Raw genomic sequence first — 22558 nt, forward strand, 5'->3', positions numbered from 1 at the left:
CTTGTATTCAGAAATCGGAAAAGACAGCCGAGGCTGCCTTTAAATGGGTGGAAACAAAGGAGAGAATGAGAGTAAAAACCAAGACTGTTTCACCCATTTTGCCTTAAGCAGTTAAAACATAATTTATGTTATAACGACTGTTAGGTAACGTTATCCCTGTAATAGGGATAAAACGTTTTGTGTACTCGCATTCGCTTGAGTAAGCATTGATGTACCAGCTTGTTGCAGGATTTGTGCTTTACTCAATTTCGATGTTTCTGCCGCAAAATCTGCATCTTGAATTCGAGAATTCGATGCTGATAAGTTTTGCGATACGTTTTCAAGATTTGAAATCGTTGAACCTAAACGGTTTTGTATCGCACCTAGACTTGCTCGTGTTGCTGAAATCTGTTGTAGCGCATTATCGATTTTATTAAGGCTGCGCACAGCAGTTTTAGTTGTTGCAACGCCTAAACCTAGTTCGTTAACTGTCGTACCACCAATATCAATCACACCTAATTTAGCTAATGCAGCCATTTTAAGATCTTCTGTATCTGCATCACTGGCAATAAGAATATCGCCACCATTTGGATTAGAAAATAAGATAGTACCTTCCGCTGCACCTTCAGAAGCAACAACGCCTGTTTCCTCAGTTAATCGATTAATAGCAAAAATCTTATCTTCAAGTGTTTCCGTTGCTGATAACTCTAATTCTACACCATTAATTGTAATAGCATCTGTTTCTTCAATGGCAAATCCAGAAATAGCTTCACCAGTTACCGCAGATCCATTTGTAAGCATAAAACCTATCGTTTTCGTATCAGCTTCAACACCTTTGCTACCAGCTCCTATTTTTACAGGGCTATCTACCTGACTTGTTAAGCCTAAATAACCTTCATAAGTTGTTGCCGTTAAACCTGCATCAGCAACATTAGCTCCAGCAACAGTAATTGCCAAACCAGTGTCATTACTTAAGATTAACCCACCTTCTTCACCAACAACGGCAGTTAACCCAGGAACATCACGATTAATCGATTCTGCAAGGTTTTCCATTGAAGAAGTAGCACCCAAAGTAATAGGATCTTCTTCACCAACAGAGAATTGCAAACCCGTAGTAATACCTGTTAATGCTCTACCTGTTGCATCAAAAGCTTTACCCTTAACGACGTTATAAGCATCTGCCACAACCCCCGTTAAAGCGGTTTCAACATTAATGGCTCTTTCCATTGCAAGAGCACCTTCGCCTACTTCAATCGTAGAAATATCAATACCATTGATACTTACTGAGCCAGCAGGTAAACCGCTAGAGGTTACTCGCCCACCATTTAAATCACCTTTATTAACGCCGCCATCTAACCCTAATGTAGCAGTTGTTACTGAATCGACAGCAAAAGTTAATGTTTGGCCAGCATTTGCGCCAATTTGTAATGTTGTAGATCCATTTGATCCATCTAGTAAATTTAATCCATTAAACTGTGTTGTACCAGCAATACGATCTAATTCATCATAAAGTTGATTAACTTCTTGTTGAATAGAAGCTTTATTGCCCGCCGAGTTTGTATCATTAGCTGCTTGTACCGCTAGTTCACGCATACGCTGTAAGATATTGGTCATTTCATCCATTGACCCCTCAGCTGTTTGCGACATTGAGATACCATCATTTGAGTTACGAACCGCTTGGTTAATACCTCTGATCTGTGATTGCATTGCCGTTGAAATAGCAAGACCTGCAGCATCATCTTTTGCACTATTTATACGAAGGCCTGATGATAAACGTTCCATCGCTTCATTTTGTACGCTCTGACTTTTACTCAACTGACGCTGCGAGTTTAGCGACATGATATTTGTATTAATAACTTGAGCCATGATCTACTCCTCATTTCTTGGCTACCCCGGTTAGGGAAGATCGGCAAAATTTGTATTAAAAATAAAATATTGCCGTCAATTTTTTACTCTCAGAGTTATTAATGCGATTAACATGCCAACTTTTAGAAAAGCCATATAAGACATAATAATCAACTAGTTAAGAAAAGATCCAAGCAAGATCATCAAAAAAATGACATTGTTTTTTTACTGACTGTTTTTTAGACAAAAAAAAAAGAGGTAATAAATTACCTCTTTTTTTTTAATGATTTAATTCATGATTTAGTTAATCATGGCTAAAACTTGCCGCTTTATTTTTATAACAGGTTAAATAAGCTAAGTTGTTGTAATTGAACAAAGGCTTTTTGTGAAACCTCTAACATGCCTTTCTGCTGTTGAAAATCACTAATAGCAGCAGCCATATCTAAATCTTCTAAATTTGATAGTGTTGTTTTTGAGGTTAAATTAAAATCTAAAATCGATTCACGCTGATTATCAATTGTTCTTAAACGAGAACCTGTATCTGTTTGTATTTTCGTTATATTTTCCATTGCGGCATCAACTTGCAATAGTGACATATTAAAAGCAATCACTCGTTTTGCACTTGCTTCGTTTTCCTTATCTCCAATTAATAAAGCATCAATGGCACTTTGGATAGTAGCAAAAATATCTTTTTCTCCACTTTGGCGTAGTGTGAAAGTATCTTTATTTTCTACTTCCCCTTTTATTTCAGTTTTAATCCCATTGAAGGAAATTCCTTGCCCCTCTTCTTCATAAGCCGTTGGAGGAATGTATTTAATAAAATCATAGCTATCACCATTTGCAGGTAATCCATCAACTTCTAAAGTAATGCCACCGACGTTAATTTCTTGACTATTAGTATTATTAGCATCATAAGCATTAGAAGAAGAAACCCCATTTACTTTTACTGTAAATTGATTTCCTCCAGTTTCTACAAATTCAATTTTAACATTGCTTCCATCAGCAGGATAAACCCCAGAAGGGTTAACATTATTAATACTAAAATCAGATAAATCTATATTAGCAATTTTAACATCGGCATTACCTGCCACAGTATCTTCTTTTAAACCGTACACAGAATAGGTAGGCTTATCTATTTCATTAGGTTTGCTGATAGCAACCACATAGTCTTCTTTTAAAAAATCACGTGCAGCGACTTTATCAGTAACAATACCTTCTGTTATAACTGCAGACCCTCTATTGTTAGATCCTAATTCAGAGACAAAGATACCGTTACCTTCAGGGATCCCCATAAACACTTTAGATCCCGCATCATTACCTTTTACTGTCAAACTACTACCAACTCGATATTCACGTTCACCGCTATCACCATGGTATTCAACTTCACCAAATTCATTTTGTTGAAAAGGTAGAGTATCAACACTGAAGCCTGAATAAATATACTGACTATTACCATCTCGAGTATTAGCAGCCCCGATTAACCCTTCACGTAATGCTTTTAATTCAACGGAGACTATTTCACGATCTTTTTCACTTAACGTTCCATTACTACCACTCACTAATAACTCTCGAATTCGTTGTAATATATTTGTACTTTGCGTTAAAGAAACGTCAGATAATCGGTTAGCAGACTCGGCCATTTCACCATTTTTAATGAATTGCTCACCCACTGATAAGTCTTGCTTCAAGCGCTGAATAGTTGCGATAGCAACCGGATCATCACTACCATGTATAACACGCTTACTAGCTGCTAAATGGATATTTTTTTGACTGAGATCTGATTGTTTATCCATCAATACAGTAGTATTACGTGCATGAAATGTTGGTGATGAAATTCGCATACGGTCTCCTTTATTCTTTTAAGCCTAAGCTTGCTAGAAATAAAAATGCAATAATTAAGCCAAGTTAGTAAAAGTAACTAAGAATAACCAAAAAGTAACTAGAGAAGGAGAAAAAGAAAGAAGATAACTTACTAGGATTTTTAAAAAAGTAAAAATAGAGCCCTGTAACAAGGGCTTTGGTTAACGGGCTGATTGTAAAATAGTATTAAATAGTTCACCTGCAACTGTAATAACACGTGCAGCAGCACTATAGTGTTGTTGATAAAGTAATAAATTAGCGGCTTCTTCATCCATATTTACACCACTTACTTCTTGAATACGCTCAAATGATTGGTTTAGCAAAATAGCAGAAGATTGCATCGCGATATCTGAATTTTCAGTTTTAGTACCTAACTCTGATACCATCCCACTATAAATATCTTGAATAGTTGCTTTGTTGTTTTTCATTATTTTAGCATTTTGCAAATCAGCCATTGCAAGCATATTACGGTTATCACCTTCTCCCGTTTCATTGTAATTTAATGAAACTTGGTCACCAACGGCAGGGATCCCTTTTTCTAAATCCATCACAACACCGCCAATATTAAACTGAGCTTTGCCAGTTAACGGATCAATAGTGACAGTTAAACCACCCAATGTATTATTGTTAGAAGGGTCTGTGACCACAATGCCGTTACTATCGACAATATCATAAGTAATAATATTGCCTGTTACATTAGTGACTTTTATCGTTAATGGATTTTCTTCGTCCATATAAAGAGGATCTAATTTATCATTAATTTCGGTAATACGAAATTTTGCGCCACCTGTATTATTAGGATCAGTTATAGCTTTAATTTCAGCGTCAGCGGCTGCAACTCTTGTTGGGTCTCTCTCTTCTAATGTCATTTGTTGAGCGGCTAAACGAGTTGGGCGTAATGTAAATTCTTTGCCAGCTACCATAGGATCGGTTGTTGATATTGAGTCAAAACCAATGCTAAAACCTGTATTGGGAATATCAATACGTTTACTGATTGATAAATCACTCAGTGCAACACTTTCTTTTTCACCTGTTCTTTGGTTGGTCACAGTAAATGCTAAAGTTCCTTCAACGGCATCATACTGATCAATCACTAAGTTGTATTCATCAGCACTCAATTCAGCAAGATCGTCTATTTGTAAGCTAAGTTGAGCTGTACCTTTGCCATCAGAATGACTTAAAACGCGACTCTGCATTGTCTCGAGACTATTAATATCATTGAATATTACTTCTCCGATTTCACCGCTTAATGTTTCACCTTGTCCATGCTGTTCATTAATCGCATGCGTTAAACCAATTACATTTTGCCCTAATTGATTAAAAGCTAATTCGATATCTTTTTCACGAACATCTAATAAAGCAGAAACTTTACCGCCTAACTTACTACCATTGATAACGATATTTTTATCTTTAATGCTTAATGCAAGCTCTTTACGAGAAGGATCTGGCTCTCCATTAACAGCGACAACTTTCTGAGCATAATCCCCCATAACCAGGCCTTGGCCGCTACCAATATAAACATTAACCATGTCATTTTTTGTACCAATGACAGAAACATCAACCAGCTCACTTAGTTTAGTGATAGCTTCGTTACGTTTGTCCAATAAGTCATTAGGGTTATCAATTCCTTTTTTGTCCGTTAGATATGATATTTTTAAGTTTAATTGCGCAATACTTTCCGCTAACTCGGTAATTGAAGCTGCTGAGTTTTCGATATCAACATTTATACTGTTGTATTGCACTTCTAAATGTTTATATAAACTATTGTATTGACTCACCATATTGGATGCAGTTTCTAAAAATACGGCTCGCGCCTCTAACGAATTCGGGTTATCAACAACGTTATTCAACGATGAAAAAGTACTAAGCACAGTGCTTGTAGCAGCTGTACTTTCATTAGATAACAACATATCTAGTTGTTTTTCTTGCGTATAAGATTCTGCACTATAGGCATTAATTGAGGTATTCATAATGTTATCGCTAAAAGCAAATTGATCGTAAGCTCTATCTAAGCTCGCAATCATTGCACCTTGACCGACAAAATAAGTACCGTGCTTTTGTCCTGCAATACTAGCCGTGTCAACTTCTTGGCGAGAATAACCTTCGGTATTAACATTACTAATGTTATGACCCGTTGTTGATAAATGCGCTTGCGAGGTGTGAACTCCCGAAAGCCCTATTTGCATTAAATCAGCCATTATTATTCTCCCCAGCTATAACTGATTTAAAGCTATCGCTGTTCATGATTGTTTTTACTTTTTCTGCATATTGAGGATCTGTTGCATAACCAGCTTGTTGCAACTCTTCAATATAACGCTCAGCATTATCGCTTTGCTGTAAAGCTTGATCGTAACGTTGGTTATTAGTGATAAAATCGATGTAATCTTTAAAGCTTTCTTGTAGGTTTTGATAGACACGAAAGTTCGAGTTACGTTTTACACCAACGCCATCTTCTACTTCCAAACTGCTTTTATTAACACTTTCACCTTGCCAATCTTGATGAGACTTAATATTAAATAAGTTGAAGCTACTTTCTTGATCTGATTTTTTTATTATTTTTTGTCCCCAACCAGTCTCTAAAGCAGATTGAGCGATAATAACTTCAGGAGAAACACCAAGTGCCTGAGCGGCCTTTTTAGCATACGGTAACAAGGTTTGAATAAACGAGCTTGGCGAACTGAAATCGGCTTTTGTGGCTTTTTCAAGCATATCTGTTTCTTGCTTGCTTCCCTTCACAGAAACTTGCAACTGATCCGGTTTATTAAACTCTTGAATTTTCACTTCTTCTTTTAGAGAAAAATCTTTAGATTTATCAGCATTTGGCATCATTAATTGGTCTTCAGGAATCGCTTGAGGACGCTGAATTGACGTAGGATCTAATTGTCTCACCAATGCATCTGCTAAGCCTAACGTGCCATGACGACTGATATCTAATGCAAGTTGTTTATCCTGCATATCGGTATAGAATTTGGTTTGTTGATTATTAAAAGGACTTTCTGTTTCAAACGCTTCATTGGCTTGGCGCATCGATTTGATTAACATCGCTGCAAACATTGATTCAAACTGATTCGCGACTTCACGGATCGTTTCTTTATCATTTGTTTTGGTTTTTTGACGCAACCTCTCCAACCCTTGTAGATCAAAGTAATTACTCGCCTCTGTTACTGTTCGATTGTCCATTAACAACCTCCATTTATGTTCCTACTTTAGATAAAGCAAAATAGGTGCCAACAAACAAAAACAAATCAATAACCAAGCATTTACTGATTCATAATAAGAGAGCTAACGATTTGTTCTTTAAAAGATATGAGCATCAAGTAGAATGCCTACGATTTTTACCCCACTCAAAAGGAATAATTATGACTAACCCAGTTTTACTGGCCGTATGTATTATGCTGATCCTATCGATGATGCGTATTAATGTGGTTATTGCATTAACATTAAGTGCGCTAATTGGTGGTTTAACCGCAGGACTATCTCTTGCCGATACCATTTCAGCATTCGAAAGTGGTTTAGGCGGCGGTGCGACGATTGCATTAAGTTATGCAATGCTTGGCGCTTTTGCTGTTGCCGTTTCTAAATCAGGTATTACCGATTTATTATCTCAAGCTATTATTAAGCGCTTACATGGTGAGCATCCGGATCAAGTATCAAGTGCAATAAAATATTCTGTATTTTCAGTTATTTTATTAATGACAATTTCATCTCAAAACGTGATTCCTGTACATATCGCATTTATCCCTATTTTAATTCCACCTCTATTAGGCGTGTTTAATAAACTACAAGTTGATAGACGTTTAACCGCTTGTATTTTAACCTTTGGGTTGGTTACTCCATACATGATATTACCAATCGGTTTTGGTGGTATTTTCTTAAATAATATTTTACTAAAAAACCTTCATGATAACGGTTTAGATGTAACAGCAAACCAAGTTCCGAGTGCAATGATATTGCCAGCGGTAGGTATGATAGTCGGTTTATTGATTGCTATTTTCGTTAGCTACCGCAAACCACGTGTTTACCAAGAGAAGTTAGAAACAGTTGAAGTTAAACAATTTAAAACAATTAATAAACGTCATATTGTTGTCGCATTAATCGCTATTGTTGCAACGCTAACAGCACAATTAATAACAGGCTCAATGATTGCAGGCGCGCTAATCGGTTTCAGTGTATTTACTTTAGGTGGTGTTATCGCTTGGAAAGAAACACACGATGTATTTACTAAAGGCGTTCATATGATGGCGATGATTGGTTTTATTATGATTGCAGCAGCAGGTTTTGCAGCGGTAATGAAAGCAACTGGTAGTGTTGAAACCTTAGTTGAAGCGTTATCATCAGGTATAGGTGAAAGCAAAGCGCTAGCAGCCATTTTAATGTTGGTAATCGGATTACTAGTGACTATGGGTATTGGCTCTTCTTTCTCTACTATTCCTATTATTGCAACGATTTATGTACCATTAGCGATTAACTTTGGTTTCTCACCAATGGCGATTATTGCTTTAGTGGGTACAGCGGCAGCCTTAGGTGATGCGGGTTCTCCTGCATCTGATTCAACATTAGGCCCTACATCTGGTCTTAATGCTGATGGTAATCACGATCATATTAAAGATACTGTAATACCTACTTTCTTACACTATAACTTACCGTTAATTGTGTTTGGTTGGATTGCGGCGATGACTTTATAAGCGGCAATAAAACGTCACTTAATTTTATTACGAGTACTTTTCATTTAAATGAAAAACAAAAGGGAAAGCATTATGCTTTCCCTTTTTATTGTCTTGAAATACTTATCTGAGCCATAATCTGATAATAGAACTTAAATAATAATCAACTGACCTTGTAAAGCACCTGCTTGCTTAAGTGCTTCCAATATCGCCATTAAATCACCAGGTGCTAACCCGACTTCATTAACCGCTCTAACCAAATCATTTAAGCTAACACCTGGGTCAAATTTAAACATACGACTGTCTTCTTGAGTGATATTAATCGTTGTATTTGGAACGACAGCAGTCTCACCAGGAGCAAATGGATTAGGCTGTGTTACATCTGCATTCTCACCGATGGTGACACTAATTCCACCATGAGTTATGGCTGTTGGTAATAATCGCACATCTTGACCTACCACTATGGTACCAGTACGTGAATTAACAATAATTTTAGCGCTTGCTCTAGCTGGTTCAAACTCTAAATTCTCTAACGTTGCTAAATAAGAAACGCGTTGTGAAATATTGCGTGGCGCTAATACTTTTACAGATGTCGCATCAACCATAGTGGCAGTATTCGGCCCGACTAAATTATTAATGGTATCAGCTAATATTTTAGAAGTACTGAAATCTGATTCGTATAAGTTAAAAGTAATATAATCACCTTGAGAAAACGGTGACGCAACTTCACGCTCAACGATCGCACCATTAGATATTCGACCAACGGTAGGTGTATTAATAACGACTTTAGAGCCATCTGCGCCTTCAGCACCTAGACCACCAACCACTAAACTGCCTTGTGCAAGAGCATAAACTTCACCATCAACCCCTTTTAAGAAGGACTGTAATAACTGCCCGCCACGTAAGCTTTTAGCTTCACCAATAGCAGAAACCGTAATGTCAATTTTCTGACCGCGCTTAGTAAACGGCTTTAGTTCTGCAGTAATGGCAACAGGCGCAACATTTTTTATTTTTAATGCTTGCCCTTGTTCAGTGTTAATACCAAAATTTCTGAGCATAGTCGCAAAAGCTTGTTCAGTGAACTTGCTACTTTTTTCACCTGTTCCGGGTAAACCAACGACTAAACCATAACCAATTAATTGGTTACTACGAACCCCCTGCACACTTGCTAAATCTTTAATTCGAGCAGCATCAGCAACATTAGCAAAAAGAGTGAATAACACCCCCAATGAGAGGCTTAGTATAATGGAATGTTTTTTCTTCGATATAAATAGCATATGTATTTCCTTAGCTAGTTAGCAAAAGCTATAACGGCCAATTCTGACTGAAGAATGACGTTAACCAACCTTGTTTTTGTGTACTTGCGAAATCACCAGTACCACCGTATTGAATTCGAGAGTTAGCAATATGTGTTGATGAAATTGAATTATCAGCACCGACATCTTGTGAGCGGATAACACCTTTAATTCGGATAAATTCTTCGCCGTTATTTAACATCAACCATTTTTCACCACGAATTTCTAAATTTCCATTACTTAATACTCGTGTCACATTAACAGTGATGCTTCCTTGAAGACTATTACTTTGATCAGCACCAGAGTCACCGGAGAAACTACTTGTTTGACTGCCTTCACCACCGCCACCATATACAGTGACACCATTTTCAGTAACGCTTGGTAAAGTAATATCTGCAATTTCAATACTATAGTTATTATTTTTATCAAAAGTTGTCCCAGCTTGCTTCGATGCTGAAGTTGATTCTTCTAGATATACAGTAATAATATCGCCAACACGGTGTGCTTTAATATCCGAGTATAGGTTATTAGCATAACTATCTTGGAATAACGACCCCGTTGGGATCACATTTACAGCTGGCTCAACAGGCTCAATAGGCGCAAAAACAGGATCATTTTTAACTTGCTCATCGTCTTTTCTACACCCTTCTCCAGTACACTCTTTTGGCGCTAGGATACTATCGACAGCAGCAGCAGTGGCAATGCCGGCAACAATTGGGACAATAGGGTTAGTTTCGCCATCTTCATCAGCTAACACTTCATTTGCGACGGCTGCACCAGCAGTACCTGCCAACAAAGAAAGTAACGGATTAGTTGAGTTTTCACCTTGAGCTAAATTCGGGTTAATTAAAGAGGTACACCCGGTAATACTAAAAATCGAAAGCAATATAAGAATTTTTTTCATATCAATCACCGATTAAAGTTGTTGACTAATGTAAGATAGCATTTCATCTACCGCTGAAATTACTTTTGAATTCATTTCGTAAACTCGTTGGCTTTCAATCAGATTAACCAGCTCTTCTGTTACATTAACATTTGATGTTTCAAGCATACCTTGTCGTATAAAGCCTAAACCATCTGCACCCGGAACTCCTTCAATAGGCGCACCAGAAGCACCAGTTTCAGCATATAAATTTTGTCCTAAAGGCTCTAAACCAGATGGATTAATAAAGCCACTTACATTTAACTGACCTACTACTTGGTTTTCAGCCTGACCTGCAATTCTAACAGAGACTTCACCTTCAGCTCCAATACTAATAGATAAGGCTTCAGGTGGAATTTGGGTTTGCGGCAATAATGGGTAACCTGAACCAGGCGTTACCATAATACCTTCTTCATTTAGCATGAATTGACCATTACGTGTATAAGATGAAGTACCATCTGGCATTTCAATTTCAAAGAAACCACTACCGTCAATCATTACATCTAAAGAGTTGTTTGTTGTTAATACACTACCTTGAGTAAAGTTCTTTTGTACAGCGACCACTTTAGCACCAGATCCTGTCATTAAACCTGAAGGTAATTTAGTGTTCTGTGTTTCATTCGCACCAGGTTGGTTAACATTTTGATAAAGTAGATCTTCAAAAATAGCACGGCTCTTTTTAAAGCCAACAGTACTTGCATTAGCTAAGTTATTTGAAATCGTTGATACGTTCGTTTGCTGCGCATCTAACCCTGTTTTACTAATCCATAAAGCGGAATGCATAACCCTTCTCCTTAAATATTTTTAATAATATGGTAGAAAATAACTTAAGACATCCGCAGAAGTGTTTCTGCACTCTTATCGATTTCTTCGGCGTTTTTCATCATTTTAATTTGCATTTCAAAACCACGTTGTAAGTTAATTAAACTGGTTAACTCACTACTTAAATTTACGTTTGAAGCTTCTAATGTACCGTTACTGACAACGACATCATCGGAAAACTGTGTTGGTTGGCCATCAATACGTCGAAATAAACCATCGGCTCCACGCATGATGTCTCTAACATCAGGATTCACTAACTTTAATTGCGCGATTTCTTCCATACCATCTGCAGGAGCTCCTTCAGGTCGAATTTCAATCACACCATCTTTACGAATATTAAATTTTTCAATAGGCATAGGTATAAAAATATCTTCACCTTGGTCATCGACAATTCTTTGACCTTTAGGATCAATTAAAAAACCATCAACATCAATTTTAAAATTACCACTACGTGAAAGCCCTTCATCACCTGCTTCAGATTTGACAACAAACCAACCTTCACCTTCAATGGCGACGTCAAGATCTCGTCCAGTACTATAAACAATGCCACTGTCAAAATTTTGTCCTGGTGACTCAGCTAAAGAGAACACACGGGTTGGCAAACCATGCCCATGCACCTGCATACTGCGAGCTTGTTCAAAGTCTGATTTAAAACCTGTTTTATTGGCATTAGCAAGGTTATTACTGTGGATAGCCAACGCATTCATTGTCTCTTTAGCACCTGACATTGATATATAAAGAAAATTATCCATTTTTACTTCCTTAACTATTAACCGTTTAATTACAGATATTAAATAACTGAACGATAATGGCTGATATTTTTAATTAATAAGTAAGTAAATATTTGCAAGTGCTGTGCCAAGAAACTAAAAAGAAGGATTTTGAATAGGGATAAAAATTTAAATATAAAAAAACGCACCTAAATAGGTGCGTTAAAGGTACTACTTTAAAACTAAATATTATCGAATTTGTAAAATAGTTTGTTGTAAGGTGTTATTAATTTCTAATGCTCGGGAGTTCGCTTGGAAATTACGTTGCGCGCTTATTAAGTCAACTAACTCAGTTGTTAAATCTACATTTGCCTGCTCTAAAGCCGCTGAACGTATACTACCAAATGAACCCGCAGAGGCTTCACCAGCAATCGCTTCACCAGATTGTTTGGTTGCTTCCCAATCAGATCCTTGTTGACGTAGGCCTTGTTCATTTTTAAAACGTACCATAGTCACTCGTGATAATGCGTCAGTTGTACCATTACTATAAGTTGCTTCTACTAAGCCTGTCTCATCAATTTGAATCCCGGTTACACGGCCAACTGTTAAGCCATTTTGCTCTAATGTTGTCACTTCAAATGAAGATGAATATTGTGTAGGATTTTCATATTTAATGGTTAAAGCTTGAGAGCCATCAGTTCCAGGACCTAATACATTAGCCCCAGTGTTACCTAAAGGTTCAAAGGTTAATTCTGCCGGAACTGTACCTGTAAATGCACCTGTATTATTAAATTCTAATAAAATACCGCGGTGAACATTACCATCTTCATCCGTATAACTTGCATCACGTGTTGCTTCAAATACACCATCGCCATCATTATCGACATCATAGCTCACACTAATTTCGCCAGTCGTTGTATCGGTAACTAAATCTTCGCTCCATGGGTCAACAGGTTCACCATCAATCGTGGCAAAAGATAACCACTGGCTTTTTGTATCAGCAGCCGCATTTTCAGGTTTCACATAATAAGTTGTTAATATATGAGATTCACCCAGTGAGTCATAAATTGTTACTGATGTAGCATTGTTGTATGTTTCAGGATCTTTAGGATCAAATTCAGCGGGGTCTAATGGCTCATCACTTGAAGGTAAATTCATACTGATGGTAACTTCTTCAGTTGATTGAGGAGTACCGGCGACTTCTGGAATTTGGATTGCTTCAGTTGTACTTAAACTTACTGATGCAGAAGTCCCGTCTACATTAACAGGGAAACCTTGTAAAAAGTTGCCGCCATTATCAACAATATAGCCTTCGTTATTTAGTTTAAATGTACCTGCGCGTGTATAACTTAAGTTTTGATCACCGATATTATCAACAGTGGCAAAGAAACCACTTCCTGTAATAGCTAAATCCAATGGATTTTCAGTAAACTTCAAACTACCTTGATGAAATTGTTGCGCAACAGCAGAGACAGCCACACCGTCACCAACCTTAGTTGCGACATTAGAAAACAATGAGTTAGCGTAAACACTATCAAACTCAGCTCTAGACTCTTTAAAGCCAACAGTTGCTACATTGGCAATGTTATTTGCCGTTGTGTTTAAATCAGTTTGCGCAGCTGCGATTCCGCTTAATGCTATATTAAATGACATAATAACGCCCTCTTATTTATATGTTCTCTGCAACTTCAATTGCATCAGTAAGTTCAATTCCACCTAAGCCTTTTAAGTTAAGGTGAACACTTGCAGTTCCCCCACCTAAGCTCACACTCTGTACATGAGCATAAGTAGCTGTTGCCAATCTTTCGCCAGATCCGTTAACCGTACCATTTGCATTAAAAGTATATTTACCTTCAGGTACTGGTTCTCCGTTTGAATCCAATCCATCCCAATCAAAACGTTGATTACCTACACCGATATCACCTAAGGTAAGTGTACGGATAACGCTACCATTTTCATTTTCAATTGAAACCGTTGCATTGTAAGCACCAGTATCAGTTGTTAATGAACCTGAAGCGGTACCACCTTCTGTCAAATAAGTGTCACTGCTTGGAATTAATACCTTTTTACCCACTAAAGATGATGCCTCTAATGCTTGACTTGAATTTAACACTTCTTTAATACCGGAAAATTCATTGCCTAAAGTAGAAATACCTTCAGCCGTTGTAAATGATGCCATTTGTGCAATCATTTCTGAATTATCAACCGGAGAGAAAGGGTCTTGATAAGCAAGCTGTTGAGATAACAATGAGAAAAAGTCATCTTGTGTCAGCTGTTGCTCTTCATCTATTTTTTTATTCGCTTCAACTTGCTCAGGCGTCAATGGCTTGGTTAAGTTAAGTGATGCTGCATTGATAGTAGTCATTTAAGTATCCTTATCCTTTGCCCATTTGTAGTGTACGACTTAGCATTTGTTTAGCTGCATCTGCGATTTGAACATTTGTTTGATATGAACGAGATGCACTGATCATATTGGCCATCTCTTCCATCACATTCACATTTGAGTGATAAATAAAACCGTCTTTATCTGCTTTTGGATGATTGGGTGCATATTCGTTTTTTAATTCAGCAGTACTTTCAACGATCCCTAATACCTTAACTCCAACGCTACTATCTAGACCACCTCTTGCGCGATTTAACTCTGCCGCAAATACAGGTTGACGAGACTTGTAAGTTTTTTCTAAGTTGCTACTTACATTGTTTGCATTAGCTAAGTTACTGGCAGTTGTATTCAAGCGCACAGATTGTGCGCTCATGCCTGTCCCTGATATATCTAATACTTTTAATAAACTCATAATCGTTCCCCTGACAGTCTATTATTGGCCTTTAATCGCAGTGCGAAGCCCTGATATTTTACTGTTTAAAAAATCTAAGCTAGCTTGATATTCTAAATTGTTTTTCATGAATAAATTACGTTCAACTTCCACATCAACTGTATTAGCATCACCCGTATCTGGTTGATTAGTATTACGATATAGCAGGCCACTTTGTGCCATTGAAGTTGATTCGCCATAATTGTGCTGACGATCCGTTCGAGAAAGCGATATATTTGAACCAGACTTCGCCGCATTTAAAGCATCTTTAAATACAAGATCTTTGGCTTTGTAATAAGGTGTATCAGCGTTTGCAATATTAGACGCTAATATCTCAGTACGGCGAGAGCGAACACCTATAGTATGCTGGTGTATGCCTAATGCTTTTTCAAAGTTAATTGCCATAATTTTCTCCTTTGTATAAACAATGCAAAGCATGTGCCAGAAAAATTAATAATGGAATTTTTAATATAAAAACAAATGGATTAAAGGCTTGAGGAGGTTACGAAGCGTTAAAGTGAAAAGGAGATAAACAAAAATGGATCAATAATACCCATTAAAAGAGTAAGAAATAAAAAAAGAGGCAAGTATTGCCTCTTTTATGAATACAGCCTCTAAGGAGGTGATCAAACCGTTATTTTAGTTTGTAAATAATACCAGGGTTACAACGTACCATATCAAATTTATCCGTTAAACCGCTTAATGATTCCGAAGCCCCTAAAATAAGATAGCCACCAGGATTAAGCGCGCCTGCAAATTGATTTAATATTTTTGACTTAACATCATTAGAAAAATAGATAAGTACATTACGGCAAAAAATAATATCAAACTTTCCAACAGAGCCGTAGCTATCTAATAAATTTAGATTTCTAAAGCTAGTCAACTTTTTGACTTCCGGTTTAACTTGCATTTTATTGCCATCAGGCATTGCAGTAAAAAACTGTTTTTTACGCTCATCAGATAAACCACGAGATAAAGCTAATAAGTCATACTCTCCAGCTTTACATTGTTCAAGCATGGTATCTGAAATATCAGTCCCCACAATTTGAACATTTAAATCATTCAATTTGGACTTTTTATATTCCAATGCACTCATGGCAATAGAATAAGCTTCTTGACCTGATGAACTAGCAGCAGACCATATTTTAATACTCTTTTTCGCTTGTAATAATTCAGGAAATAACTTGCTACCTAATAACTCAAATGGATATCTATCTCGGAACCATAATGTTTCATTAGTAGTCATCGCATCAATAACCATTGTTCGCAATTGACGATTTCGGTTTCCCATCGCTTGCTCGATTAATTCAGCTAAACTTTCTAATTTGAATTGAGCAATTAAAGGGATCAAACGACTTTTTACAAGGTATTGTTTATTCTCACCTAGCACAATGCCGCATTGTGCTTCGAGAAAGCTTGAAAATTGCTTGTAAATGTCATCAGAAAGAGTTCTCACTAATCGTTACTCACTTATAATTATATAAAGATAAAAAATTGAGTATATTTTATAGTGAATTGATCGTTATACCAATCACTATAAAGTATTACTCATATAAAATAATGCTTCTCGCTAAACTGACATTAACCTTGTAAATTAATCACTTTTTGAACTGCTGTTGCTAATTCATCAGGATTAAATTTCGCAATAAAATCATCCGCGCCTACTTTTTCAATCATGGCCTGATTAAAAATACCACTTAAAGAAGTATGTAAAATAATATGTAAATCTTTCAAATCTTGATTCGCTCTAACTTCTGCCGTTAATGTATAACCATCCATTTCAGGCATTTCTACGTCAGAAATCATTAATGCGTATTTTTCTATAACCGGCTGGGTTTTAGATAACTCAAGTAATACGTCAAGCGCTTCTTTACCATCTTTCACAACATCACATTCAATACCCAAAGCGGTAATAGCACGTTGAATTTGTTTACGTGCTACAGATGAATCATCGGCGATTAATATACGTTTATTCGCCATTTTTTCAGCAGGAACTTGTGCAATAACCTCTGCTGCAACTTCAGTGTTAACGGGCGCAATCTCATCAAGGATTTTCTCTACATCTAGTATTTCAACAAGATCACCATCAATTTCAGTTACAGCCGTTAAATAGTTATAACGACCAACACCATTTGGCGGAGGAAGAATATCTTCCCAGTTAATATTGATAATTCGCTCAACAGAGCCGACTAAAAAGCCTTGAATGGATCGGTTGTATTCGGTAATGATAATAAAACGCTCTTCAATATTATCAATCGGTCGACTACTACCCGTCGCTAAATTTAAATCTATAATTGAAATAGTTTCTCCACGAACATGAGCAATGCCTCTAACTGCAGGGTGCAATTTAGGAATAGCTGTTAACGGAGGACATTGTAAAACTTCTTTTACTTTAAATACATTGATCCCATAGCGTTGGATACCACCTAATTTAAAAAGCAGTAACTCAAGTCTATTCTGGCCTACTAATTGAGTACGCTGATTAACTGAGTCTAAAACACCTGCCATATCCTATTCCTTTTTTTATGGTTATTATTTAGTAAACCGTTCTGTTATTGTTAGCTTACATCACAATGAAAAAACATGCATTTAAACAAGGTGATCAAATTGATTAGATTTATTTTATTTTTAATAAGTTTAGGCGCTTCTTACACTTTTGCAGAGTCTAATTACTCAAAAGATATAGAAAAGTTTGCTGAAACTCTAGTTTTTGATAAATATAACCAAGATTTCGAGTTAAGAGCAGAACAAAAGTTAGATATTAAAGCGACTCCAATATCAGATAGGCTAAAATTCAAACAGTGCACAACTCCATTACAAGGTTATATTGTAGGCGATAAAATAAAAAGTAAAACATCTGTGAAAGTTTCTTGTGAAGATATTGATAAATGGGATATTTATATTAGGGTAAAGGTACAAGTATTAATCCCCGTCGTGATAGCAGAAAAATCATTAAATAAAGGCGAAGTACTGAATGAAAATAACATCAAACTAATTTATAAACCGAAGTCACAGGTAAGAGGTAGAGTTTTTGCTAACGCAGAAGTATTAAAGGGCGCTAGATTGAAAAAAAATGTCACATCAAAAAAAAGCATACGACATAGGGACATTTGTTATGTCTGCGAAGGTGATAAAGTGACGCTTAGCGCAAACCAAAATGGACTTGTAATAAAAGCTTCAGGAATTGCATTAACAGATGGTAATATAGGTAGCAGTGTAAAAGTTAAAAATTCACGTACAGATCGCGTTGTGATAGGTACAGTACATGCATTAAATGAAGTTTATGTGACTTTCTAAAAGTCATTATTTTTTATTAAAGTTATTAAAGTATCTGCCGATACATTATTATGTAGATTAATTGGAATACGATTATGAGTATAAATGTCAACCGCCCAACGACTAAAAGCAACCTAGTTATTGAACAAAATAAAGTTCAAAAACAAGAAGATGCAGGGAAAAGTAATAATACTAAGGCAGCAAGTTCAAATAGCGACTCTGTACAGCTAACTGAACAAGCAATGAACTTAAATAAAATGCAAAAAACAAATGCAGGTGAATCTCAAGTTAATACGAAGCGCGTTGAGTCGATCAAAGCGGCAATATTAAATGGAGATTACAAAATCAATAGCGAACAACTAGCAGAGAAAATAGGGAAGTTTGAATCTGACTTCAATAAAACATTTGCAAGTTAGATTAACAACCTAAAGAGTAAAAAATGCTATTAGAAAAGCTATCAGAATTATTAGAAACAACTCAAGCATTACAAGCATTGCTAGAGGAAGAAAAGCAATGCTTAACGGTAAAGTCATTCGGCCAATTAAATACTCTTCTATTTAACAAACAAAAGTTATTGCAAAAAATAGGTGCTAGTGACAAGACTATTAGCACCGAAGAAAATCTAACCATTATTGAAAGTGACCAAACTTTATCTCATTTAAAAGAAGATATTGAAGATCGCCTACGAGAATGTAAAAAGAACAATGAAATTAATGGTCAATTAATTGAAATGAGCATGAAAAGTAATAAGCATTTAATGCAAATATTAACCCAAACAAAAGGTCAAAACACAGTGACTTATGATCAGAAAGGAGTATTAAATAGAGGCAGCTTATTAGGTAAGGATATAGAAGCATAAAAAAATGCAGATATTCAATCTGCATTATCAGTTTTACCAACACTCTCTCAGTAAGAAATATTTCAGCCTATTCCTTAATAATAAATTTGTGGTTGCACATGTATGCCAGTTTCTGTGGAAGAGAAGTCTGCATAATCAGTGTTAGGCAATGTTTTTAGCTTTAACCCTAATTCAGTAATATATAAATCACCTTCATGATAAGTTCTTAACACCTTGGCACCTCGAACTAACCCTACCACTTTCACTTCTAGTACTTCATCTTGTAACTGATGCCTTTCGACTGAGTTTTCAGAAGTTAACATAACACCATAAACTTGCTCAGCTAACTCTTTATAAGCATCAATTTTTGACGCTTTTATCGCGTTAAGCATTTTAATATCATCAGAGTCTCCCTTTTGAGCGGCAACAGCGGCATAACCAACGGCAACAAATTCATGATATTCTTTACTTATTGCCTTCTCTTCGGCTTTCTCTTGCGTTTTCTGCATTAGTCTCTGTGAACAACCCGATAAGATGAATAACCCTAGCAGCAACATGGTACCCATTTTAGCCCTGTATCCATACTGATTTAATTTAAGCATCAGGCGCTCCTTGATGATTGATAGTTTAAAAGAGGCAAATATATGCCTTTTTATAAATATTGATTCTAAAATTTAATACAAGCAATAAGTACACCAAAATAGTTAAAAGAAACAGAATATGAAAAAATATTTTATTTTAGATATAAAAAAACAGGCAAAGCCTGTTTTTTTGTCAATAATTTTCAATCAAATTTAGTACTCGAATATTATTTTACCAAACGAACTAATGATTTATTTTTAACGCTAGTAGTACGAGAAACATATTTCTTCTGATTGTAATCATAAATGCCACCGACAAATAATGTGTGTGGAATAAATGCGCTACTTGTTGACTCAACGATATTGTTATTCGCATTTACAATACGAACATTTAAAATCAGACCTTCTTCATTGCGAGACATAGTACCAGTTAAAATGCGTGTTACATCTACATTCTTGTTGAGCTTAGTCCAATCTCTCGACATACCAAACTCCCCTTTTTCAGTAACTTGAATACTGCCCATTAACTTGTAGTCAACTACGCGTAGATTTCTAATATGCAATTCATGAATAAATTGCTCAGAGATAGTCTGACCTAACCAGCTTGTTGTTTTATGATCATTTAAATCAACAAGAGAAGTTAATGCGATCGCTTCATTGTGATACTGTGCCGCATAGTTAAAAAGTAATTGCTCTGCCATTTTACTGACAACATCCGACAAAATAAGTGATTTTTCACCATTAAATTCGTATCTATGTCCAAAACCACTAGACTCAGTTTGTACTTCTGAACTATTACCATATTGGCTAGTCCCTTCATTATTTAAATTTGCTCGACTAAAAGAATGAGCAACATAATAATAAAGGTAATCATCACCTCTGCGATTAGTATTTTCATACCCAGTTCTTGCAGAACTTGTATTTCTAGTCCAAGAGCTTGCAGATGAAGGACTTTTATTACTAGCCCAAGAATTTCGAGAACCTTGTGCTTCTTGAGGAGTCATAACAACACACCCTTGCAGCATAAGAATTAGTGTAGAAACAATAAATAGAGCTTTCATAGAAACCTGCCTTCGTAATAAATTTTTTATCCTAAAAACGTTATCGGTCAATACGATAAAAACTTTAATACTATTTTAATAAACAAGGTAAAAAAATATAAATTAAAGTTGGTTTAAATTTTGCTTTATACTCATAACGCTAATTACGCATTTATAAAAATATTCAATATACAATTTTATTTATAATGTTAACGAACGGGATAATGAATGAGAATAGTCGCGATTTTTATATTTTTACTGCTATCAAGTAACCTTCATGCACAATGGTTCCAGGCCACTGCAACGGCTTCAATTACAGATGGCAACATCGATAAGGCTCGTAAACAGGCAATTAAAAAGGCAGTCAAAGATACGCTACTTTTTTCTGGCATGTCTATCGCTAATTTACAGCAACTTAGTAATAGTAAGGTAATAGGAAAACAATTAACGTTAAGTTCAAATGGTGAAATAAAAGCAATACAAATAAGCAGTGAAAAACAAGAAGAACAAAGGTTAACAGTCAATATCAAAGTTGATATTGTTCCTAATGTACAACAATGTATTGGTTACCAATTTCCTAAATCAATGGTAATAAGCCGTTTTGCGATGAATGTGCCAGAGCAGACTGTACACGGGCAAATATATAATTTACATAAAGAAATTAGTCGTATCTTTTTTAATGAGTTATCACTGAATCCTTATTTATTTAATGTGCGTGGTTATATTGACACTCCATTACAACTAGGTGAAAAATATAATGACAAAAACTTATCAGACAGTTTACGTAGTCTTTCTGTTGAAAAAGACAGCCAATTCGTTATCTATGGTGAAGTAAACGATCTATCAGTTAATTTTCAAGCAGATAATACAGATCGCTACTTCTATTTAACTATCTACTTATACGATGCTTTCCAAGGTCATCTAGTTTTTAGTAAACAATATCGCCAAAAAGCACCATGGAAATATGGTATAACGGAGCATGTTAATACCAATAGCAAGCAGTTTTGGGAATCACCTTATGGTGAAGCAATTATTGAAAGCTTAGATCAAGCAAATATCGATATTGCACAAAAAATGGAATGTATTATTCCTAGAGCTAGGATCATTGCGGTAGATAGCAACAAAATTCAAATTAATCTGGGTAGAAAAAATGGATTAACAGTAGGCACTATGCTTAACTTGTCTTATTCAAGTAATTTTAAGGATCAATTTGGAATAGATCGCAGCTCGTTTTCATTATCAGAGCAAGAGATGAAAGTAACGCAAGTACATGAGAATAGTGCCATTCTTTCAACTTTAAACGATTATCCATTAAGTAATATTCAAATCGATGATGTTGCTCTTATTAAACCACTACAATAACGATATAATATGGAAGCTACTATTTTTCATTAAATAGTGGCAACGATCTCTCCATAGCTCAACAGGATAGAGCACCCGCCTCCTAAGCGGATGATCGGGGTTCGAGTCCCTGTGGAGAGACCAATATCAAAATATACTTACTATTTAATACAAAGCTCTCTCTAGCATAGAGATAAGACCCACTTAAAAGTCGTCGTACATTGCTACCGCGATACTCTCCTACTAACGAATGTTAGGCTATCAACTACGTTGATATTGCTAATACCAATCACGATAAATAGCTTATCTATTTTATTGTCTAAAACAGCTCACTTCTTCATTAGACTTTTATTTTTTAGATGCCCTAAAGGGAACAGCCATTAAAGTATTAAACTGTTTTACTTACTACTGCCGATAGAGGGTTAACGAAGTTAACCTCTCGAAAGGTGTCATACCAATCTAAGTAAAAATATGATCTAATTGAGTTATCTATTGCGATTAAAGTGACTCAAAGATGGAGCATATAAAAAAGACAGATTTTAAAGTACTTGCCCGTAAGCAAACTTCATTAC

General features: G+C 36.0%; 21 protein-coding genes and 1 tRNA gene. 6 read left to right on the plus strand and 16 right to left on the minus strand.

Annotation, left to right across the window (positions count from 1 at the left end; genetic code table 11):
* Positions 1-150: 150 nt before the first annotated feature.
* From E2R67_RS13580 to flgJ, 4 genes are all read right to left on the minus strand, one after another.
* On the minus strand, positions 151-1845 hold the full coding sequence (locus tag E2R67_RS13580) for a flagellin N-terminal helical domain-containing protein (protein WP_134291500.1): 1695 nt from the start codon (positions 1843-1845) through the stop codon (positions 151-153).
* A 314-nt stretch (positions 1846-2159) separates the two neighbouring features.
* Complete coding sequence (flgL, locus tag E2R67_RS13585; protein ID WP_134291501.1) at positions 2160-3665, minus strand: flagellar hook-associated protein FlgL; 1506 nt, start codon at positions 3663-3665, stop codon at positions 2160-2162.
* Between the two features lie 180 nt (positions 3666-3845).
* Entirely contained in the window at positions 3846-5882 is a 2037-nt protein-coding gene (gene flgK, locus E2R67_RS13590) for a flagellar hook-associated protein FlgK (protein ID WP_134291502.1), read from the minus strand.
* A complete protein-coding gene (gene flgJ, locus E2R67_RS13595) occupies positions 5875-6864 on the minus strand; it encodes a flagellar assembly peptidoglycan hydrolase FlgJ (RefSeq protein WP_134291503.1) in 990 nt (329 codons plus the stop codon). Before flgJ ends, flgK begins: the two co-directional genes overlap by 8 nt.
* Before the next feature lie 179 nt (positions 6865-7043).
* On the opposite strand from flgJ, the gene E2R67_RS13600 reads away from it, so the two are divergent.
* On the plus strand, positions 7044-8369 hold the full coding sequence (locus E2R67_RS13600) for a Na+/H+ antiporter family protein (protein WP_134291504.1): 1326 nt from the start codon (positions 7044-7046) through the stop codon (positions 8367-8369).
* 131 nt (positions 8370-8500) lie between these two features.
* On the opposite strand, the gene E2R67_RS13605 is transcribed toward E2R67_RS13600, so the two are convergent.
* From E2R67_RS13605 to E2R67_RS13650, 10 genes are all read right to left on the minus strand, one after another.
* Positions 8501-9625, minus strand: coding sequence for a flagellar basal body P-ring protein FlgI (locus tag E2R67_RS13605; protein ID WP_134291505.1), 1125 nt, complete (start codon positions 9623-9625; stop codon positions 8501-8503).
* 28 nt (positions 9626-9653) lie between these two features.
* On the minus strand, positions 9654-10319 hold the full coding sequence (locus tag E2R67_RS13610; RefSeq protein WP_445177047.1) for a flagellar basal body L-ring protein FlgH: 666 nt from the start codon (positions 10317-10319) through the stop codon (positions 9654-9656).
* Positions 10320-10559: 240 nt separating this feature from the next.
* A complete protein-coding gene (gene flgG / locus E2R67_RS13615) occupies positions 10560-11348 on the minus strand; it encodes a flagellar basal-body rod protein FlgG (RefSeq protein WP_134291507.1) in 789 nt (262 codons plus the stop codon).
* Between the two features lie 44 nt (positions 11349-11392).
* Complete coding sequence (locus E2R67_RS13620) at positions 11393-12139, minus strand: flagellar basal body rod protein FlgF (RefSeq protein WP_134291508.1); 747 nt, start codon at positions 12137-12139, stop codon at positions 11393-11395.
* A 207-nt stretch (positions 12140-12346) separates the two neighbouring features.
* The gene (gene flgE / locus E2R67_RS13625; RefSeq protein ID WP_134291509.1) at positions 12347-13750 is read right to left on the minus strand and encodes a flagellar hook protein FlgE; all 1404 of its coding nucleotides are present in this window, start codon (positions 13748-13750) and stop codon (positions 12347-12349) included.
* A 16-nt stretch (positions 13751-13766) separates the two neighbouring features.
* Positions 13767-14462: a flagellar hook assembly protein FlgD gene (locus E2R67_RS13630; protein WP_134291510.1), complete on the minus strand. Its 696-nt coding sequence runs from the start codon at positions 14460-14462 to the stop codon at positions 13767-13769.
* A 10-nt stretch (positions 14463-14472) separates the two neighbouring features.
* Positions 14473-14892 (minus strand): flagellar basal body rod protein FlgC, encoded by a 420-nt coding sequence (gene flgC, locus E2R67_RS13635; RefSeq protein WP_134291511.1) that lies wholly within the window; start codon positions 14890-14892, stop codon positions 14473-14475.
* Positions 14893-14913: 21 nt separating this feature from the next.
* Complete coding sequence (gene flgB / locus E2R67_RS13640; RefSeq protein ID WP_134291512.1) at positions 14914-15315, minus strand: flagellar basal body rod protein FlgB; 402 nt, start codon at positions 15313-15315, stop codon at positions 14914-14916.
* Positions 15316-15544: 229 nt separating this feature from the next.
* A complete protein-coding gene (locus E2R67_RS13645) occupies positions 15545-16366 on the minus strand; it encodes a CheR family methyltransferase (protein WP_134291513.1) in 822 nt (273 codons plus the stop codon).
* 125 nt (positions 16367-16491) lie between these two features.
* Positions 16492-17418 (minus strand): chemotaxis protein, encoded by a 927-nt coding sequence (locus E2R67_RS13650; RefSeq protein ID WP_134291514.1) that lies wholly within the window; start codon positions 17416-17418, stop codon positions 16492-16494.
* 90 nt (positions 17419-17508) lie between these two features.
* On the opposite strand from E2R67_RS13650, the gene flgA reads away from it, so the two are divergent.
* From flgA to E2R67_RS13665, 3 genes are all read left to right on the plus strand, one after another.
* A complete protein-coding gene (gene flgA / locus E2R67_RS13655; RefSeq protein ID WP_243837031.1) occupies positions 17509-18207 on the plus strand; it encodes a flagellar basal body P-ring formation chaperone FlgA in 699 nt (232 codons plus the stop codon).
* A gap of 74 nt (positions 18208-18281) precedes the next feature.
* The gene (gene flgM, locus E2R67_RS13660; protein ID WP_134291516.1) at positions 18282-18602 is read left to right on the plus strand and encodes a flagellar biosynthesis anti-sigma factor FlgM; all 321 of its coding nucleotides are present in this window, start codon (positions 18282-18284) and stop codon (positions 18600-18602) included.
* A gap of 23 nt (positions 18603-18625) precedes the next feature.
* The gene (locus E2R67_RS13665; protein WP_134291517.1) at positions 18626-19045 is read left to right on the plus strand and encodes a flagella synthesis protein FlgN; all 420 of its coding nucleotides are present in this window, start codon (positions 18626-18628) and stop codon (positions 19043-19045) included.
* 74 nt (positions 19046-19119) lie between these two features.
* Here E2R67_RS13665 and E2R67_RS13670 read toward each other — a convergent pair whose 3' ends face one another.
* A complete protein-coding gene (locus tag E2R67_RS13670; RefSeq protein ID WP_134291518.1) occupies positions 19120-19626 on the minus strand; it encodes a hypothetical protein in 507 nt (168 codons plus the stop codon).
* Positions 19627-19832: 206 nt separating this feature from the next.
* Positions 19833-20666, minus strand: a complete 834-nt coding sequence (locus E2R67_RS13675; RefSeq protein ID WP_134291519.1) for a FlgO family outer membrane protein — start codon at positions 20664-20666, stop codon at positions 19833-19835.
* A 207-nt stretch (positions 20667-20873) separates the two neighbouring features.
* On the opposite strand from E2R67_RS13675, the gene E2R67_RS13680 reads away from it, so the two are divergent.
* Complete coding sequence (locus E2R67_RS13680) at positions 20874-22007, plus strand: flagellar assembly protein T N-terminal domain-containing protein (protein WP_134291520.1); 1134 nt, start codon at positions 20874-20876, stop codon at positions 22005-22007.
* A 47-nt stretch (positions 22008-22054) separates the two neighbouring features.
* Positions 22055-22130, plus strand: a tRNA-Arg gene (locus E2R67_RS13685).
* Positions 22131-22558 lie beyond the last annotated feature (428 nt).

Origin of the sequence: Psychromonas algicola, from assembly GCF_004378355.1 — a bacterium.
Classification (GTDB): Bacteria; Pseudomonadota; Gammaproteobacteria; order Enterobacterales; family Psychromonadaceae; genus Psychromonas.

Bases quoted from the DNA above. Each gene is read 5' to 3' on its own strand.
- flgB (WP_134291512.1), bottom strand. From the start codon at position 15,315: ATGGCAATTAACTTTGAAAAAGCATTAGGCATACACCAGCATACTATA.
- flgL (WP_134291501.1), bottom strand. From the start codon at position 3,665: ATGCGAATTTCATCACCAACATTTCATGCACGTAATACTACTGTATTG.
- E2R67_RS13630 (WP_134291510.1), bottom strand. From the start codon at position 14,462: ATGACTACTATCAATGCAGCATCACTTAACTTAACCAAGCCATTGACG.
- E2R67_RS13620 (WP_134291508.1), bottom strand. From the start codon at position 12,139: ATGGATAATTTTCTTTATATATCAATGTCAGGTGCTAAAGAGACAATG.
- flgJ (WP_134291503.1), bottom strand. From the start codon at position 6,864: ATGGACAATCGAACAGTAACAGAGGCGAGTAATTACTTTGATCTACAA.
- E2R67_RS13650 (WP_134291514.1), bottom strand. From the start codon at position 17,418: ATGGCAGGTGTTTTAGACTCAGTTAATCAGCGTACTCAATTAGTAGGC.
- flgC (WP_134291511.1), bottom strand. From the start codon at position 14,892: ATGAGTTTATTAAAAGTATTAGATATATCAGGGACAGGCATGAGCGCA.
- E2R67_RS13580 (WP_134291500.1), bottom strand. From the start codon at position 1,845: ATGGCTCAAGTTATTAATACAAATATCATGTCGCTAAACTCGCAGCGT.
- flgE (WP_134291509.1), bottom strand. From the start codon at position 13,750: ATGTCATTTAATATAGCATTAAGCGGAATCGCAGCTGCGCAAACTGAT.
- E2R67_RS13600 (WP_134291504.1), top strand. From the start codon at position 7,044: ATGACTAACCCAGTTTTACTGGCCGTATGTATTATGCTGATCCTATCG.
- E2R67_RS13665 (WP_134291517.1), top strand. From the start codon at position 18,626: ATGCTATTAGAAAAGCTATCAGAATTATTAGAAACAACTCAAGCATTA.
- flgM (WP_134291516.1), top strand. From the start codon at position 18,282: ATGAGTATAAATGTCAACCGCCCAACGACTAAAAGCAACCTAGTTATT.
- E2R67_RS13680 (WP_134291520.1), top strand. From the start codon at position 20,874: ATGAGAATAGTCGCGATTTTTATATTTTTACTGCTATCAAGTAACCTT.
- flgG (WP_134291507.1), bottom strand. From the start codon at position 11,348: ATGCATTCCGCTTTATGGATTAGTAAAACAGGGTTAGATGCGCAGCAA.
- E2R67_RS13670 (WP_134291518.1), bottom strand. From the start codon at position 19,626: ATGCTTAAATTAAATCAGTATGGATACAGGGCTAAAATGGGTACCATG.
- E2R67_RS13605 (WP_134291505.1), bottom strand. From the start codon at position 9,625: ATGCTATTTATATCGAAGAAAAAACATTCCATTATACTAAGCCTCTCA.
- E2R67_RS13675 (WP_134291519.1), bottom strand. From the start codon at position 20,666: ATGAAAGCTCTATTTATTGTTTCTACACTAATTCTTATGCTGCAAGGG.
- flgK (WP_134291502.1), bottom strand. From the start codon at position 5,882: ATGGCTGATTTAATGCAAATAGGGCTTTCGGGAGTTCACACCTCGCAA.